This is a genomic window from Microscilla marina ATCC 23134, assembly GCF_000169175.1.
GTDB classification, from domain to species: Bacteria; Bacteroidota; Bacteroidia; order Cytophagales; family Microscillaceae; genus Microscilla; species Microscilla marina.
This window is the reverse complement of sequence record NZ_AAWS01000016.1, coordinates 172,971-187,717: the sequence shown is the minus strand read 5'-3', so window position 1 is coordinate 187,717 and position 14,747 is coordinate 172,971. Positions and strand designations below refer to the sequence as shown.

Here is a 14,747-nt window from a genome sequence, read left to right as displayed (position 1 = left end):
CCCCGCTACTTTTTTTTAAAGTTTTTTGAGGTAACCGTAGTTTTGACCAGATTTTACGTATTTCTTAGTGTTTTTATCAGTTCCAGCATACTTGCATACCCGGCATTTTTGGCAAACCTGTTTAGTCGGGTTTTGGTTGTATCGCCTTTTTCGTTGAGCTCTTTGCCTATTTTACTGTAAGACTCTCCCCTACACAATAGCCTGACTGCCTCTTGGTCTATGAATTTTAGTTTGATGCCCTTTGTGTCTAAGACATGCACCACCTCCATTACCAAGGCATTTTCTTTAGCTATGGGGTCAGGTGTAGGTACAGGCACTTGTTTATTGCGTTGCCGTATGCGCCAGCCAAACGCCACTCCTGCCAAACCTATCAATACGCTCAGTCCCACTATTACCCCTTGCCAGCCCTTGTTACTTTGAGTTGGTTGGTTATCTCGAGGCAAGCCAACACTTCCCAACTGTTGACTATAGTAATCTTCTTTGAGCTTAAGGGTTTTGTTAGCAAACTTTAGGTTCTTTTGGGCAAGCTTAAGCTGTCCCTGGTAGCTTAAGCGGATGCTGTTGGGCAGTGTCTTTAGCTTGAGGGCATCGTCATACATGGCTATTGCCTGAGCGCTGATAGCCTTGCGGGTGGGGGCATCGGGGGCAGCAGCAAGGGCACGTACCAACAACGAATCGCAACGGGCAAATACCTGGCGGGTGCGATTAGGAGCATTTAACCGACTTAGATACAGCCCAAAAGTATGGCACCAAAGCAACTCGGTCAACGGGCGCTTCGACAGCTTTTGGGCAGCTTGCAAGTGGGGCAAAGCCTGGCGTATTTGCTTATTGAACATGAGGTATTTTGCCAATAGGGTGTGCTGGAGAGCTATTCTATCGGGTGTTTTGATAGGGTAATTTTTTAAGGCCTTGCGTTGGTATACTACAGCGGAGTCTTTAAGCCCAAAATGTACAAAGGCGGCAGCCAACTCATGATAAGCAATGCCTATGTTTTTAGCGTCTACCTGCTGCCTTAGCCGTATTACCTTATGTAATACTGTGAGAGCACTGTCGTTATCTTGTTTTTTTAAAATCATTCCCTTTAGTTCATAGGCATAGCTAAGGCTATAGGTATCTTTTTGCTTTGCAAAATAAGCAATACTTTGTTTGTTTAAACTATCTGCTTTCTTGTAGTCTCCTATTGCGAGGTAAGTAGATGCTAAGTTATTGATAGCCTTATATTTTTTGGTAGTATTGGGTGCTATTTGTGCCGCTTTCTGGTAGCCTTGTATTGCCAGCCCTGGCAAACAAAGTTTATAGGCAGTATAGGCAAGTAAATAATTGGCATCATAACTCTGTTGGGGAGTGTAGGCAAGCGGCAGGCTTTTGTGTGCCCAATACAATGCCGAATCGGGTTGGGTAGTTGTAAATGCATAGGCTTTTTTGTAAGTTTCTGTAAAATTGGTTTGTGCCTGGGGAGAGCCCAAGCCACCCAATAGCCATAGTATCATAAGAGTAAGCTGTTTCATGATCTTAAATTAGAGGGATTGTTATAAATAATTATGCGGGTTAGATGTTTGAGATTCCTACAAGAAACGGGTTAATTGTTTAATTTTTATCATTAATTTTTTATCCAATGAAAAACAAAGCCAAAAGCACCTGGGGGCAATTTGCCACGGTAGCCTTGCCCACCCACTACCAGCGCCAAATAAAAGGGGGTACATGTTGTAATGATGGTGGGCAAATACCTCCACCACCTCCAAAAACAACAACACAAACTACCTAAAACAAGGGGAAAAGTTCTGGTTATATTACACGGTATATACACAAGGTTTTGCCGCCCCTTGCCCAGTATGGGCAAGGGGTTTTTAGTAGGTGGGGGGGCAGCATGGGGCAGCGTTATGTTCATCACATACAAAGGATTATAGTTTAGTTTTTGATAGTATCGGGTACTTGCATTGGGGCACAACAAAATGTGTTTGCCTTATCGCAAATCTAAGCCTACGCCCCCAACTATGCAAGCCTATAGCCGCGTGTTTACTTTTTGTATACTTATTTTTCAGGCGGTATTCCTGCTTGGGGGCGGGGACACCACCTGCGCTAAGCAACTGATAGTCAGAGGCTCAAATGGGGACATACGCCTCTTTAAAAAAGGATTTATCCTTAAACATCCAAGGGTATTCGCTTGGATTGAAACCATTTGAAACCCCGCCTGAGGGTGGTTTCGGGCAGGGTAGGTGTTTGTGGGGCTAAGTTGTCACCTTGTATTTTTACCTATCTGCACAAGCAGCTCATCCGCCTTTGCCCACGCGGGCAACACTTTTTTACCAGCCAGAAACTTAAGTTAAAAAAACTACGCCCTATAGAGGAGTAGTTACCAAAAGCGGCTTTTTGTATACTTGTTTTGGGGGCGTGTGACTGCCTTGAGGGAAGCAACAATAAAACAGGTAATGCATTGATTATAAAGTAGATAATCCGCTTAGAAACTGCTTTGTGAGTGCGCCCTGCAAAACTCAAGCGGTTTACCTGAGTTTTGCGGGTTTGCCACTATTTGAAACTTTGTATTGGGTGGTTTCAAATAGTTTCAACGCCCATGCGTAACCTACCCTTCTGGCACAAATAGGCTTCTTCCCTCATCCCTTCAATCCTACCAAGACTAGATCACCTTACTGGGGTAAACCTTCCTGCTTTATGCTTGACAATAGAGGGAATTACCTTTATTTACTGATTTGCCACCATTTGAAACTTTGTTTTGGGTGGTTTTAAAAAGTTTCAACGCCTATGCGTACCCCTACCTCTAGCGAAGGTCTTACCGCAGGGTGACCTGAGCAACGCCGCTCGACAATTTAAAAACCAACTTATTTTTGAAAAACCTTATGCACTCACTTTAGGGTTGGCAAGTGTTCCGTCATTCGCCGGAATGGTTGGGCTCATAGGTTAGGCTAACGCCTTAAGATCAACACGGGGAAGCGGTATTTATAAACTTTCTGTTTTTTCAAAAAACGGATAGACAATCTTGAATTTACTGTGCTGGACACAAGCGTTAGAAGAATGGCTCTTTAAATAATTCAATAAAACCTCTAGGTCATCCACCTCTGTTTTTTGTTGAAAATCTATTTTTGGGGGGGGTGTTCCTGGGGGTTGGGGCAGGAACAAAACCAAGCCAACCCGCTGACCCACAGCGGCTACCGCAGGAACAAAATCAAAGCATTTGGGCAAAGTTTGTTCTTTGTATTTAAGAGGTTTTTTTCGGTGATTTGCTTGGGTAGGGGCAGGAGATGTGGGCAAAAACAAGCCCCAGCCAAGGTGGGCTTGAGCGGGGCAGGCATTTGGCTACTCTATCAGTTGGAGTATTTGGCGGCGGTATTTTTTGGGGTGTTTTATTTCGCCTACTAAGTATACACCAAGATAACTCTAAATAAGTCAAGTATTTTACTCCCCTAAGTTTTTTATCATTCGAGTACTTCTTGTTGAAAGGGCGATAATCTACTCCAAAGTTAAAACGATCATTTTGGTCTGAATATAACCGAGTGGAAAACCACATGAAGTATTTTTTATAACGAAAAATTATCGTTCCCCTTTGCCCTTTTTCAAACCGAGGGTTGATAAAACTATTGTTTTTGATCACAGGCTTTATAATGGTAGTTTTGAGCGAATCTTCCAACACCAAATAAATCTTAAAGTCATCGTGTAGCTGTACCTTTTTGCCGTCTTTGGTAAAGCTAATCGTTCTTATGTATGACTGCCCAAAGGCACTACCTGCCAGGCACAAAGCAAAGCAGGTAGTAATGAGTATTTTTTGCATGTGATTTTATTTAATTTTCACAAAATGTTTGAAAAACCAGTCTCTAGCTACTCTATCAGCTTGAGTATTTTGCGGCGGTATTTTTTAGTTTTTTTCAGTTCTATTCTTACTCTCGATTTAGAATAAGGCCAACTTAAGTAAACTATACGCCGTACTTTTTTAAGTTTTTCTCCATTAGTAAACTTCTTATCAAACGGCTTGTAATCTATTCCAAAATCATAAGCAATGTCCTGTTTCATATCAACCCTTTGGGTAAAGCCTATCAAGTATTTTCTATACTTAAACACAAGCATTCCTTTTTGCCCTTCTTTAAAATTGGGTATAAAAAAACTATTATTCTTAACTACAGGTTTTATTACCGTAGTTTTGAGCGAGTCTTGCAATACTATATAAATCTTAAAATCGTCTTGCAATTTGATCTCTTTACCATCTTTAAAAAAACTTACCAGCCCTTTGGGACTTTGTGCATACATAATATTTGAAACAAATAATACCCCGCATATCACTATGAATACTTTTTTCATTGTTGAGTCATTTATTTAATTTTCACAAAATGTTTGAGGGGCATGGTAGCCACTACCCCATTGCCATTGTAAATATACACCGTTTTGTCGCGTGCCCCTATCACATAGCTATTGCCTGTTACATGGTAAGGGTTGGCGTCTTTGTCGGGATTGGCTCGCTCTCTAGCGTTGGGTATGTCTCCTTCGCCATTTTTATTAGAAGGAGCTTGTTCAAAGTCATACTTTTGACCGTTAGCAGCTATCGCAGTACCTTTCGGGTGCACATGGTAAGTACCATGAATGGTTTTGAGGTTGTCGGTTGAACTCTCCCCGCTAAATACGTCTACACTAGCCTTTACTCCAGGACCAGGTACAGTATACTCTCCAGGCAAAGCTTCTACTATATTTTCGTTGCCTTTATTATCGAGCCCAAACATCCCTCCTTCTTCGTGAAAGCCCCCCTTTTTATCGCCTACGGTGGCATTGGGTTGGTTAGAACGTTTGACCGCCTCTAGCATTGCCTGGCGCACCGCATAGCTGGGCAGCACCACCGCCGAGCGTACCTCGCTCAAGGGGGTACAAGCCCCGTGTTTGTGGGCATCTTTTATTGCCTTGCGTTCTTTTTTGTTGGTTACCAGGTATACAGTGTCGTTGGCTTGGTCGTGGCTGCCCAGGTATTTCCCCTTGCGGCTGTAGTAGCCCCCGGTAGTGCTTTTTGGGGTGGGGGCGAGCGTTGCCAGGTGAGCAAACTGTTTGTTGCGCGCTGCACTCCTGTCTATATTGCGGTGTTTGGAGGGTACAGGCGTCATCTTACTTTTGTAAGGGCTACCAGAGTATTGCATGGTAGATGAATAGGGGATGCTGTTGTGTTGGTTGTTTTTTTTAGGTGTATGCATATCTTTGGCGGGCTTAGGTCATAAGCCTTGTTTAAGTGTTGGATAAAAAAGATTAAAATTATGAGCACAAAGGTAAGGGGAAGCACCTCAGCCATGCAAGCCCAACGTGGGCACGTTTACTTTTTGTATACTTATTTTTTGGTGGTGTCCCTGCTTTGGGCGCGGGGATGCTGCTAGTGCTAAATATTTGATAGTCAATGATTAAGTCGGGGACATGCCCCACGCTTGCCAAAACTATTTGTCCCTGCGTTTAAACCCGGAGTTTACCTACTAACATCGGGTTTGCCACTATTTGAAACTTTGTATTGGGTGGTTTCAAATAGTTTCAACGCCCATGCGTAACCTACCCTTCTGGCACAAATAGGCTTCTTCCCTCATCCCTTCAATCCTACCAAGGCTAGGTCGCCTTACTGGGGTAAGTCTCCCGGCTTTATGCTTGACAATAGAGGTTAGTTGGGAGTCAATCGTTGGGAGTCAGGAGACTATTGGCTACAACTTGCCATTGCACGAAGGTTAAAAACTTTCTACCCCTAGCGAGGGTCTTACCGCAGGGTGACCTGAGCAACGCCGCTCAACAATTTAAAAACCAACTTATTTTTGAAAAACCTTATGCACTCACTTTAGGGTTGGCAAGTGTTCCGTCATTCGCCGGAATGGTTGGGCTCATAGGTTAGGCTAACGCCTTAAGATCAACACGGGGAAGCGGTATTTATAAACTTTCTGTTTTTTCAAAAAACGGATAGACAATCTTGAATTTACTGTGCTGGACACAAGCGTTAGAAGAATGGCTCTTTAAATAATTCAATAAAACCTCTAGGTCATCCACCTCTGTTTTTGTTGAAAATACCTGACTTGAGTCTCTATATAGTTGCTTTTAATGCCAAACAAGTCGTAAACTGCTTGGCTCTTGAGGAGGTTTACAACCTTTTTCATCTTTATATTATACAATTTAAAACAATCAATTTACTTTCTTTGTTTTGTATAAAATATGCTCCTATTGGTCGGTTTTTGCAGTACTGGCATAATGCTGGCACGTATACCCTTATACGATCACAACTTAATAAACCTATGAAACACCTTTTTACAACTATATTAATCACTTTGTTGTTTAGCACGGGCAACGCCCAAAACCTACACACTGCCCAAGGGGTAAGCTATCTTGATGCTACCGAAGCTCAGGTAATATACCTCATGAACGTAGCACGCCACGATGGTAATCAGTTTATCAAAAAGTATCTTGATAAATATGTGGCAGACAAAGGGATGCAAGGCAACCGATACGTAAAGTCGTTGTATGCCGATTTGCGTAAAACTAAAGGGGTGGTACCTTTGTTGCCTTCCGAAAAATTGACCAAGGCTGCTTTGTTCCACGCCAAAGACATGGGCACCACCGGAGAGGTGGGACATAACTCTAGTGATGGAACCAGTTTTGTAAAACGCTTGCGCAGATATGTGTCTGGTGCCATTGCCGAAAACTGTTCTTACGGGCACAACGATGCCTTAGGCATTGTATTACAATTATTGATAGACGATGGCATACCTTCGTTGGGGCACCGCAAAACCATACTTGACCCTACTTATAAATATGTGGGGGTAGCTATAGAGCCTCACAAAAAGTATCGTTATAATTGTGTCCAGGATTTTTCAGACAGAAATTAGTCCAACTTACTTATAAATATACACCTCCTCCCCCATAAAAAATCATCTTATGGGGGTTATTTGTTTATTGGCTGTTTATACTAAGCGCTTGTTTGAAGTTAACCGAAAAGGTTGAGCACTCCGAACTTGATTCGGAGAATTTATAAACTCGCTAGGATCGGTTTACCTAATAAGCACTTTATACTTTTGCTCCCTTTACCTTTTCCACTATTTTGTGGTAATAGCCTTCATACAAAGGTAAAATCTGGCTTAGGTCAAATTCTTTAGCTCTTGCCAGGGCATTGGCTTTAAATGAGGGCAGGTTATCATCATCTAATACAAAAAGGGCATTTTTTGCCATATCTTCTACATCGCCTATTTTACTGATAAACCCGGTTTTGCCATGTACATTCACTTCAGGTATTCCGCCCGCGTCTGACGACACCACAGGTACTTCGCAAGCCATGGCTTCCAGTGCAGCAAGCCCAAAACTTTCTTTTTCTGAAGGCATCAAAAACAAGTCTGACACCGAGAGTACTTCCTCTACGGCGTCTATCTTGCCTATAAAACTCACATCTTCGCAAGTGCCCAATTCACGACAAAGCGCTTCCAGATTGCTGCGCTCCGGGCCATCGCCTACCAACAACAACTTGGCGGGTATTTCTTTCACCACCTTACTAAAGGTATACAGCACATCCTCTATGCGTTTTACCTTACGAAAGTTAGAGGTATGTACCAGCAGCTTTTCGCCGTGAGGGCAAATGGCCCTTTTAAAATGTTCTTTCTTTTGTTTCTTGAACCGTTCGAGGTCTATAAAGTTGGGAATCACCTCAATACCGTTGCGTATTTTAAAATGGCTGTACGTATCTTTGCGCAAGCTTTCAGACACGGCAGTTACTCCGTCCGATTCGTTGATGCTGAACGTAACCACTGGCGCAAACGAAGGGTCTTTGCCTACCAGGGTAATATCAGTACCGTGCAGGGTGGTAATGACCGGAATGCTAATGCCTTCTGATTTAAGAATTTGTTTTGCCATATATGCCGCCGATGCATGAGGGATGGCATAATGTACATGAAGCAAGTCCAGCTTTTCGTATTTCACCACATTGACCATTTTGCTGGTCAATGCCAACTCGTAAGGACGATACTGAAATAGTGGATAATTGGGGATGTATACCTGATGATAGAAAAGATTTTCGTTGAAGAAATCGAGACGAACAGGTTGTGAGTAAGTAATAAAATGAACCTTATGCCCTTTTTGAGCAAGCGCCTTACCCAGTTCAGTAGCTACTACACCACTCCCACCAAAGGTGGGGTAACAAACAATGCCTATATTCATTTGTGCTAAAATTTCGACGGTTAGGGTAGGCTTAAAGCATGGCATCTCTTTGCAAAAAAAGGGACAACATTGTATGTGTATTAAACCTGCCCTTGTATAGAACCTGTGTGATAGGTTAACAGCTTATTGCTTTTAATAACAAAAGTGTAATGGAAGCTGTTTCAAACCTCAATAAATTTGTATTTACTACAAATAAACTACATTTCGATTTAAAAATGTTTAACGGAAGGAGAGAATGGCTGTTAAAATACTGTTAAACCACTGGTTAGTAGGTTTTTACTTGCTCAAATGTAGGATATAAGCTATCAACGCCTGGCTACGATTAAGCTTCGCGGCGGGGGGCAATGATTTCACTCTTGCCATCAAGTACGATTTTGCCCTGCGAGTTGACACACTTGGCATATAAGTGCACAATACCATTGCGGCGTTTTACTTCTTTACTCATCACTTTTACAGTGACAACTACTTTATCGCCCAGGTATACCGGACGCAGAAAACGTACCTCTTGAGAGCTATAGATAGCACCAGTACCCGCAAACTTAAACAAAGTAGCAGAAATAAGGCTGGAAAGCAGTGCTCCATGCACAATTCTGGATTTGAATTGAGTTGTCTTGGCAAATTCTTCATCTAAGTGCAGCGGGTTATTATCGCCCGATATTTCTGCAAAATGTTTGACCATATCCTCGGTTATTACTCTTTCAAAAGATTCTGTTTCATCCAGATTAATATCTTCGTATAATCTCATATATCTATTGAATTAATAATGTTGTTGTAAACTAAAACAAATTAAAACTTTTTGTTTATAAAAATATATTGGGCTCAATTATTTTAAATGCCAACATATTTGAAATTTGCCTACAAATATATTGTAGTGCAATGCAACTATCATAATATTTTGTCGAAAGATATGAGATACTTTAAGGTTAAATAAGAAATGTTAGAGTTTAATCCCCACTATAGTAATATCATCACGTTGGGGTACTGCACCTACCATGTGTTGTTCCAGCTCATTATTGAGTGTCTTTTTTTGTTGCCCAAGCGGCATTCTTGCAATGGTCTCGATGAGCGTATACAGCCTTTGTCGGCTGTACTTTTCTCGCTGTGGGTTGTGTTGGTCGGCGTAGCCGTCGGTAGTGAGGTATAAAACGGTGTTTTCGGGCAATATGACCTGATGGTTGAGAAATGGGCGGTTTTCGTAGTGATGTACCCCACCAATTGAACGTTTTGTGCCTTTTATAATATGTAGCGTGGTGGGTTCTTTCTGGGCAGTGATTTGTTTTTCGATGGTAGCTACCGTAGCATTGTATGAAGACACCTCTGTTTCTTTTGTTGGGTTGTTTAGCAGTTCAGACTCTACAGCAGCAACAGAGTACAACAACGGACGGCGGGCTCCGGCAAAAGTGACTTTTTTGCAACGCGGGCTTTGGGGCAATTGCTCTATCAGACAAAGGCACACATCCATGCCATCATCGTTTTTCTTTTGGGCTTGTCGCAAAGCTGTTCTTATTTCCAGATGGAGCACCTCTAAAATCAATGCAGGCTCTTCCACGTTTTTTTCGTTTACAATCTCGTTGAGCAATGTATTGCCAATCATGCTCATAAATGCCCCTGGTACTCCATGCCCTGTACAGTCTACCACTGCCACAAAAGTTTTATTGCCTCGTTGCAATAGCCAGTAAAAATCGCCTGACACTACCTGTTGGGCAAGAAAAAGCACAAAATAGTCTTTAAATACATTTTCAAATTCGTGGTATTCAGGCAAAATCGCTTGCTGTATTTGTTTGGCATAACGTAGGCTGTCCATCAACAAGGCTTGCTTCTCCTCTATTTTGGCAGACTTTTGCTTGATCTCGTCCATAGTAAAATGCACTGTATCCAACATATAGGCAAAATCTTTAGACAACAATCCTATCTCATCTTTAGTATCAAACCTAAGCAAGCTACGGTCGTGAGAAAAACCACTGCGGATCACTTCGCCTATCGATGCCGATAGTTGCCTGATGGGGCGGCTCAGCATACGGGTAATGGTGTACCCCAATAGCACAATCAGCCCCACGCAAAACGCCATAATCAGCACCAGTGTGGCGGTAATTTGTCGCTCCAGACGGTGCGACCTGTGCCGTATTATCTGATTGAGTGTAGCCAGGTTGGAGTTCATCGCTTTGGCAAGTAGTTTAAGTTGTTGCCTTAACCCCATATTATTTCTAAAACCAATGGCTGCTTCAGCAGCGGTAAGTTTGTCAAACAGCTCCAGGTAGTTTTGTAAATCCAGCGTAAGCTGATACTTCACCTTAGTAGGCCAAACCTCTTTTTTTACAATGCCTTGCAATGCCTTCACTGCTTTTTTTACCTTGGCAATGTACACAGGTTGCTTTCGCAAAATAAAATCTTTTTCATAGCGCCTAATCATCAATATATGGCTTTGGTCGTATAAATGAACCTTGCTGGAGTCTTCGGCCTGATGAATGTATTGCCGCATCTTACCTTCAATTCCGTAGTTTTTAAAACCGCGAAACTGAATAAGGGTGATAATCTTACTAAAAATAGTATCATACCGCTGGTATTGGGCAACAATGTCTTCAATATTATTGGCTACTTCGGTAGAGGCAAGCTCATGGGTTTTTGCCAGGGTTTGTAGGTCTGTACGCACCTGGTCTACCAGCGAGTCGCGTTGGGTAAGGTAAGTACTTTGGTGGGTTTTGTAAAACTGAGGATTGATGATTTCATCTTTAAAAAACTCGCTCTCTAAACGGCTGATAATTTGGGTGTTTAAGTTGATGTTTTGTAGGCGAACAGCAATGGCATCAATCGTATCTTTACGTTTATCGAACCAAAAATTGGTCAATATAATAGTAAAAGTAAGCACCAAAAATATGGCGAAATAAAACAGTAGTTTTGACCTGATGGTGTGAAATTGCTTAAACACGACTTAAATTGTTTGAGTTGGTTCTTATCTTAAATGAGCTCCATACTTTTCAACAAAAGTAGTGCAAACAACCTTATTTTTTTTTAAGCCAATGTTATACAATTATTAAGGTAAAACATATAACAGGGGGCTTCTTTGTCGCCTTTGCCCACTTGCTTGCTTTGGGACAAACCATCAAAAGAGTTTTTTTGAAGAAAATCATGGAATTATTTGGTTTGCCTGGCAATACCCAAATTTTCACCAGATAAAACACCAAAATACGGGTGAATAAATTGTGTTAAGCCAATAAGAAGTTTACAACTGAACCCCCACTATAGTAATGTCATCGCGTTGGTGTACATTGCCCTGCATATGATCTTTGAGCACTTGTGTGTAATGGCTGACTTGGTCGGGCATGGGCAAATGGGCGTGTTGTTCTACCATTTCCATGAGGCGTAATTTACCAAATTTTTTACGGTTTACATCGTGCTGATCATTGAAGCCATCGGTAGTGAGGTAAAGCTTACTACCAGGTGGTAAGGTAAACGAATGGTTGTCGAAAGGACGATACTTACTTTGCCCACCAATAGAGCGTTTAGTAGCTTTTATCTCCGTAAGCTCCCCTTCATTAAAATACCACAATGGGCGTTTGGCACCTGCATACACAATCTTCACCTCCTGGTTGGGTTGGTTAAGTCCCTCCATCATACACAAACAAACATCCATGCCATCATCATTTTTGTATTTTTCCTGATGTAGCGCAATCTTTACCTCTATGTGTAGCTCTTCTAAAATTTCAGCAGGGTTTTGTGAATGATTCTCTTTTACAATTTTATTTAGCAGTGTATTGCCAATCATACTCATAAATGCCCCTGGCACCCCGTGTCCGGTACAATCAACCACTGCCAAAAACACCCGATGTTCGGTAAAGCTCAACCAGTAAAAATCGCCCGAAACCAAATCGGCAGGTTTGTACATCACAAAAAAATCTTTAAAAACCGACTGCAGCTCCTCCTTTTCGGGCAAAATAGCCCGCTGAATTTGTTCTGCATAACGAATGCTATCCATCAATAGCCGTTGTTTTTGTTCAAGGTTGCTCGACTTGGTTTTTATTTCGCCAATGTAGTCGTGCATACGCTTAAGCATAAAAGCAAAATCTGCCGATAGTTTACCTACTTCGTCTTTTTGCTTGATTTCTATGAATGGTACTTGAGTAGAAAAATCTTTGCTCACAATTTCGTGAATAGAGTTGGAGAGTAACCTTACCGGGCGGCTCAGAATATGGATAAGTCGGCTGCTAAATAAAATAAATGATATTAAAAACAACACAAGTGCTACCCAATTACTCCGTTGAATATTGGCATGAATGTATTCAGTTTCTATGAGCATCATTCGGTTGATCCGGCTAATGCTACCTTTAATCACTTCAAACGAGTCATTCAACTCTTTGCGTAAGCCACTGCGGTTGTCAAACCCTATTTTCTCTTCTATGCCTACCAGTTCCAGAAAAGTGACCCTATACTTTTCGAGCAAATTGAACAAAGTATTTTTCTTTGTTTCGTCCTGCACTTTTTGCCCAATGTCTTTTTTTAGTTCTTTACTGATAGAGTCTACCTGTTGCACATATTCCAGGTCTTTTCTTATAATAAAGTCTTTTTCATAACGGCGTGCCATCAACAATTTGGTCAGGTCTTTACTATAGTCTGATACTTCAATAGCGTGGATATAACGCCGCATTTGCCCCTCAAGACCAGCGTCTTTAAAGCCCTTTTTTTTAATGAGCTGGATCATTTGCCTAAAGTTGCGTTCATACTTTACCAGTTCATTTTTAATAGTAGCAACTGCTTTATCCAGTCCCTGTGAAGTAGTATGAGAGGTTTTGGCAAGTTGATCAATGTTTTGGAGTACTTTAGTAACAATGCTGTCTCTTTTGGTAAGATATGCGCTATAACGTAGCTTGTAGAAATCGTGGTTAGTAATCTCATTTTCCATAAAATCGCGTTCCAACCCACTAATAGTCAATATTTGCAAGTTGATTTTGGCCAGCCCCATGTCTATTTGCTCAATGCTGCTCTCCTTGGTATCAATCCATAAATTGTAGCCAATAAAGGACACAATAATGAGAAAGAACCCCAAAAAATATACAAATAACTTAGCCCTTATAGAGCGGAAAGCAATTTTCATTGTGTAATGGTATAGTATTTAATTTTTTTGTGTATTTGAATTTCAGAGCTTGTTTAAAATTAGCCGAAAAGGCAAAGCCCTCCGAACTTGATTCGGAGGATTTAGAAACTCGCCTTTGATAACAAGAACTTCTAAACCCCAGCAAAAAACTATTTTTCTATCTATTCCTTCAAAAAAATAGAATAAAAAATTGTGTACCAAAACTATGCTACCTATTTTCCATTAGAATAGATATGATGTATGATTTTTACTTAACTATGTGTAATTTAAAGCTCCACTAATATGACCAACCAGGAGATTACGAATGTTCATGAATTGATCGCCAGTACAAACCCATCCAACCTTCAGACAGCCTTTGCAAAGTTACAAGCCGCACCCCACAGCAAAACAGTGCTCACCTACTTGTTCATTTTGTCGTTTTTTCACCCCGATGAAGCAGTACGAAATCAGGCAAAACCTTTGTTTAAAGTGAGGGCTCCAATTGGATTTTATGCGAATGCTACCAAAGAGCTCTTTTTTGCCAAAATTGTACCTAAAAGTGGGATTCCCAGTGTGTTTGTGTTTACTGCCCTGCTCGAAAAAATGCATAAACACGGTGTCTTAGATGTGAAGGTATTGGGAGTACACCTGATAGATTTTTGGGTACAAAGCTGGGAGTTTTGCTGGAAACACCGGGCAGTAGATGCTATGAAACTACTGCGTAGAGTACAAAAGGGTAAATCTTTGCAACTTGCCGGAAGCATAAAGGCTATTCCGGAAGAAATATGGCAGTTAACCGAGCTCGAAAGCCTCACCATTATCAACAGAAACTTAGGATATATTTCGGAAGATATTGCGCAGCTTAAAAATTTAAAATACCTCAATATACAAAGCAAACTGGCTAAGTTTCCGGTAGGCATTACCCAACTACACCAACTTGCCGAACTAAAGCTGTTTATTAATAACGACCAGTTTTTTGGCACTGTACCTTCTGAAGTAGCCCAACTTACCCAACTCAAAGAGTTGACCTTTACAAGTCTTTCGGGAAGTTTTCCGGTAAACTTTTGTCGGATTACCTCCTTAGAACGCATCGATTTGGGTTATTCAAACTTTGAAGACTTTCCCGAAGAAGTGACCCAGTTGAACCACCTCAACACTTTGAAACTAAACTTTAATGAAAACCTGCAACTGAGTGGTTTGTTTAGCAAATTACACAAAATAAGCAGTTTAAAAAACCTGGATTTGTCGTTTTGCAAACTCAATACACTACCCGATGAGGTAGCCTTGCTTGATCAGGTAGAAAAGCTCAATATAGCAGGCTGTCATTTACGGAGTTTACCCACTCATATAGAAGACATGGTATCGCTCAAATACCTTGATATTAGCCACAACCACTTTGAGCAATTGCCCAAAGTAGTACACAAATTGCCTCGGCTTGAGCAAGTAAAGACCGACCAAGGGGTAATTGATATTCAACAAGGTTAAAGTTGGTTGATTAAGAACCCTATCTGGTAGTGTG

At 41.3% G+C, this 14,747-nt stretch carries 11 protein-coding genes; 3 read left to right on the top strand and 8 right to left on the bottom strand.

Translation table 11 applies throughout. The annotated features are described in order from the left end of the window. Positions 1 to 53 precede the first annotated feature (53 nt). A complete protein-coding gene (locus M23134_RS16925; RefSeq protein WP_157558516.1) occupies positions 54 to 1,508 on the bottom strand; it encodes a tetratricopeptide repeat protein in 1,455 nt (484 codons plus the stop codon). Between the two features lie 107 nt (positions 1,509 to 1,615). Here M23134_RS16925 and M23134_RS41200 point away from each other — a divergent pair, with 107 nt between their 5' ends. Beyond that, positions 1,616 to 1,765 (top strand): hypothetical protein, encoded by a 150-nt coding sequence (locus tag M23134_RS41200; protein ID WP_002698234.1) that lies wholly within the window; start codon positions 1,616 to 1,618, stop codon positions 1,763 to 1,765. 1,449 nt (positions 1,766 to 3,214) lie between these two features. Here M23134_RS41200 and M23134_RS16900 read toward each other — a convergent pair. The 3 genes from M23134_RS16900 to M23134_RS16890 are packed head-to-tail and all read right to left on the bottom strand — an operon-like array spanning position 3,215 to position 5,183. Further along, the gene (locus tag M23134_RS16900; RefSeq protein ID WP_002698230.1) at positions 3,215 to 3,784 is read right to left on the bottom strand and encodes a hypothetical protein; all 570 of its coding nucleotides are present in this window, start codon (positions 3,782 to 3,784) and stop codon (positions 3,215 to 3,217) included. Positions 3,785 to 3,831: 47 nt separating this feature from the next. After that, positions 3,832 to 4,308, bottom strand: coding sequence for a hypothetical protein (locus M23134_RS16895; protein WP_045113738.1), 477 nt, complete (start codon positions 4,306 to 4,308; stop codon positions 3,832 to 3,834). An 11-nt stretch (positions 4,309 to 4,319) separates the two neighbouring features. Continuing rightward, positions 4,320 to 5,183, bottom strand: a complete 864-nt coding sequence (locus tag M23134_RS16890) for a hypothetical protein (RefSeq protein WP_002698226.1) — start codon at positions 5,181 to 5,183, stop codon at positions 4,320 to 4,322. Positions 5,184 to 6,251: 1,068 nt separating this feature from the next. Here M23134_RS16890 and M23134_RS38335 point away from each other — a divergent pair. Then, positions 6,252 to 6,842: a CAP domain-containing protein gene (locus tag M23134_RS38335; RefSeq protein WP_157558515.1), complete on the top strand. Its 591-nt coding sequence runs from the start codon at positions 6,252 to 6,254 to the stop codon at positions 6,840 to 6,842. Between the two features lie 178 nt (positions 6,843 to 7,020). Here M23134_RS38335 and bshA read toward each other — a convergent pair whose 3' ends face one another. The 4 genes from bshA to M23134_RS16865 all read right to left on the bottom strand — a co-directional run bounded on the left by bshA (position 7,021) and on the right by M23134_RS16865 (position 13,249). After that, a complete protein-coding gene (bshA, locus tag M23134_RS16880; protein WP_002698220.1) occupies positions 7,021 to 8,160 on the bottom strand; it encodes an N-acetyl-alpha-D-glucosaminyl L-malate synthase BshA in 1,140 nt (379 codons plus the stop codon). Positions 8,161 to 8,482: 322 nt separating this feature from the next. Then, entirely contained in the window at positions 8,483 to 8,905 is a 423-nt protein-coding gene (locus M23134_RS16875) for a MaoC family dehydratase (RefSeq protein WP_002698219.1), read from the bottom strand. Between the two features lie 192 nt (positions 8,906 to 9,097). Further along, positions 9,098 to 11,086 (bottom strand): PP2C family protein-serine/threonine phosphatase, encoded by a 1,989-nt coding sequence (locus tag M23134_RS16870; RefSeq protein ID WP_002698217.1) that lies wholly within the window; start codon positions 11,084 to 11,086, stop codon positions 9,098 to 9,100. Between the two features lie 294 nt (positions 11,087 to 11,380). Next, on the bottom strand, positions 11,381 to 13,249 hold the full coding sequence (locus M23134_RS16865; RefSeq protein WP_002698216.1) for a PP2C family protein-serine/threonine phosphatase: 1,869 nt from the start codon (positions 13,247 to 13,249) through the stop codon (positions 11,381 to 11,383). Between the two features lie 282 nt (positions 13,250 to 13,531). Here M23134_RS16865 and M23134_RS16860 point away from each other — a divergent pair, with 282 nt between their 5' ends. Further along, positions 13,532 to 14,713, top strand: coding sequence for a leucine-rich repeat domain-containing protein (locus tag M23134_RS16860; protein WP_002698214.1), 1,182 nt, complete (start codon positions 13,532 to 13,534; stop codon positions 14,711 to 14,713). Positions 14,714 to 14,747 lie beyond the last annotated feature (34 nt).

Coding starts and splice junctions, on each gene's coding strand:
- M23134_RS16925 (WP_157558516.1), bottom strand. CDS start 1,508: ATGAAACAGCTTACTCTTATGATACTATGGCTATTGGGTGGCTTGGGC.
- M23134_RS41200 (WP_002698234.1), top strand. CDS start 1,616: ATGAAAAACAAAGCCAAAAGCACCTGGGGGCAATTTGCCACGGTAGCC.
- M23134_RS16900 (WP_002698230.1), bottom strand. CDS start 3,784: ATGCAAAAAATACTCATTACTACCTGCTTTGCTTTGTGCCTGGCAGGT.
- M23134_RS16895 (WP_045113738.1), bottom strand. CDS start 4,308: ATGAAAAAAGTATTCATAGTGATATGCGGGGTATTATTTGTTTCAAAT.
- M23134_RS16890 (WP_002698226.1), bottom strand. CDS start 5,183: ATGCATACACCTAAAAAAAACAACCAACACAACAGCATCCCCTATTCA.
- M23134_RS38335 (WP_157558515.1), top strand. CDS start 6,252: ATGAAACACCTTTTTACAACTATATTAATCACTTTGTTGTTTAGCACG.
- bshA (WP_002698220.1), bottom strand. CDS start 8,160: ATGAATATAGGCATTGTTTGTTACCCCACCTTTGGTGGGAGTGGTGTA.
- M23134_RS16875 (WP_002698219.1), bottom strand. CDS start 8,905: ATGAGATTATACGAAGATATTAATCTGGATGAAACAGAATCTTTTGAA.
- M23134_RS16865 (WP_002698216.1), bottom strand. CDS start 13,249: ATGAAAATTGCTTTCCGCTCTATAAGGGCTAAGTTATTTGTATATTTT.
- M23134_RS16860 (WP_002698214.1), top strand. CDS start 13,532: ATGACCAACCAGGAGATTACGAATGTTCATGAATTGATCGCCAGTACA.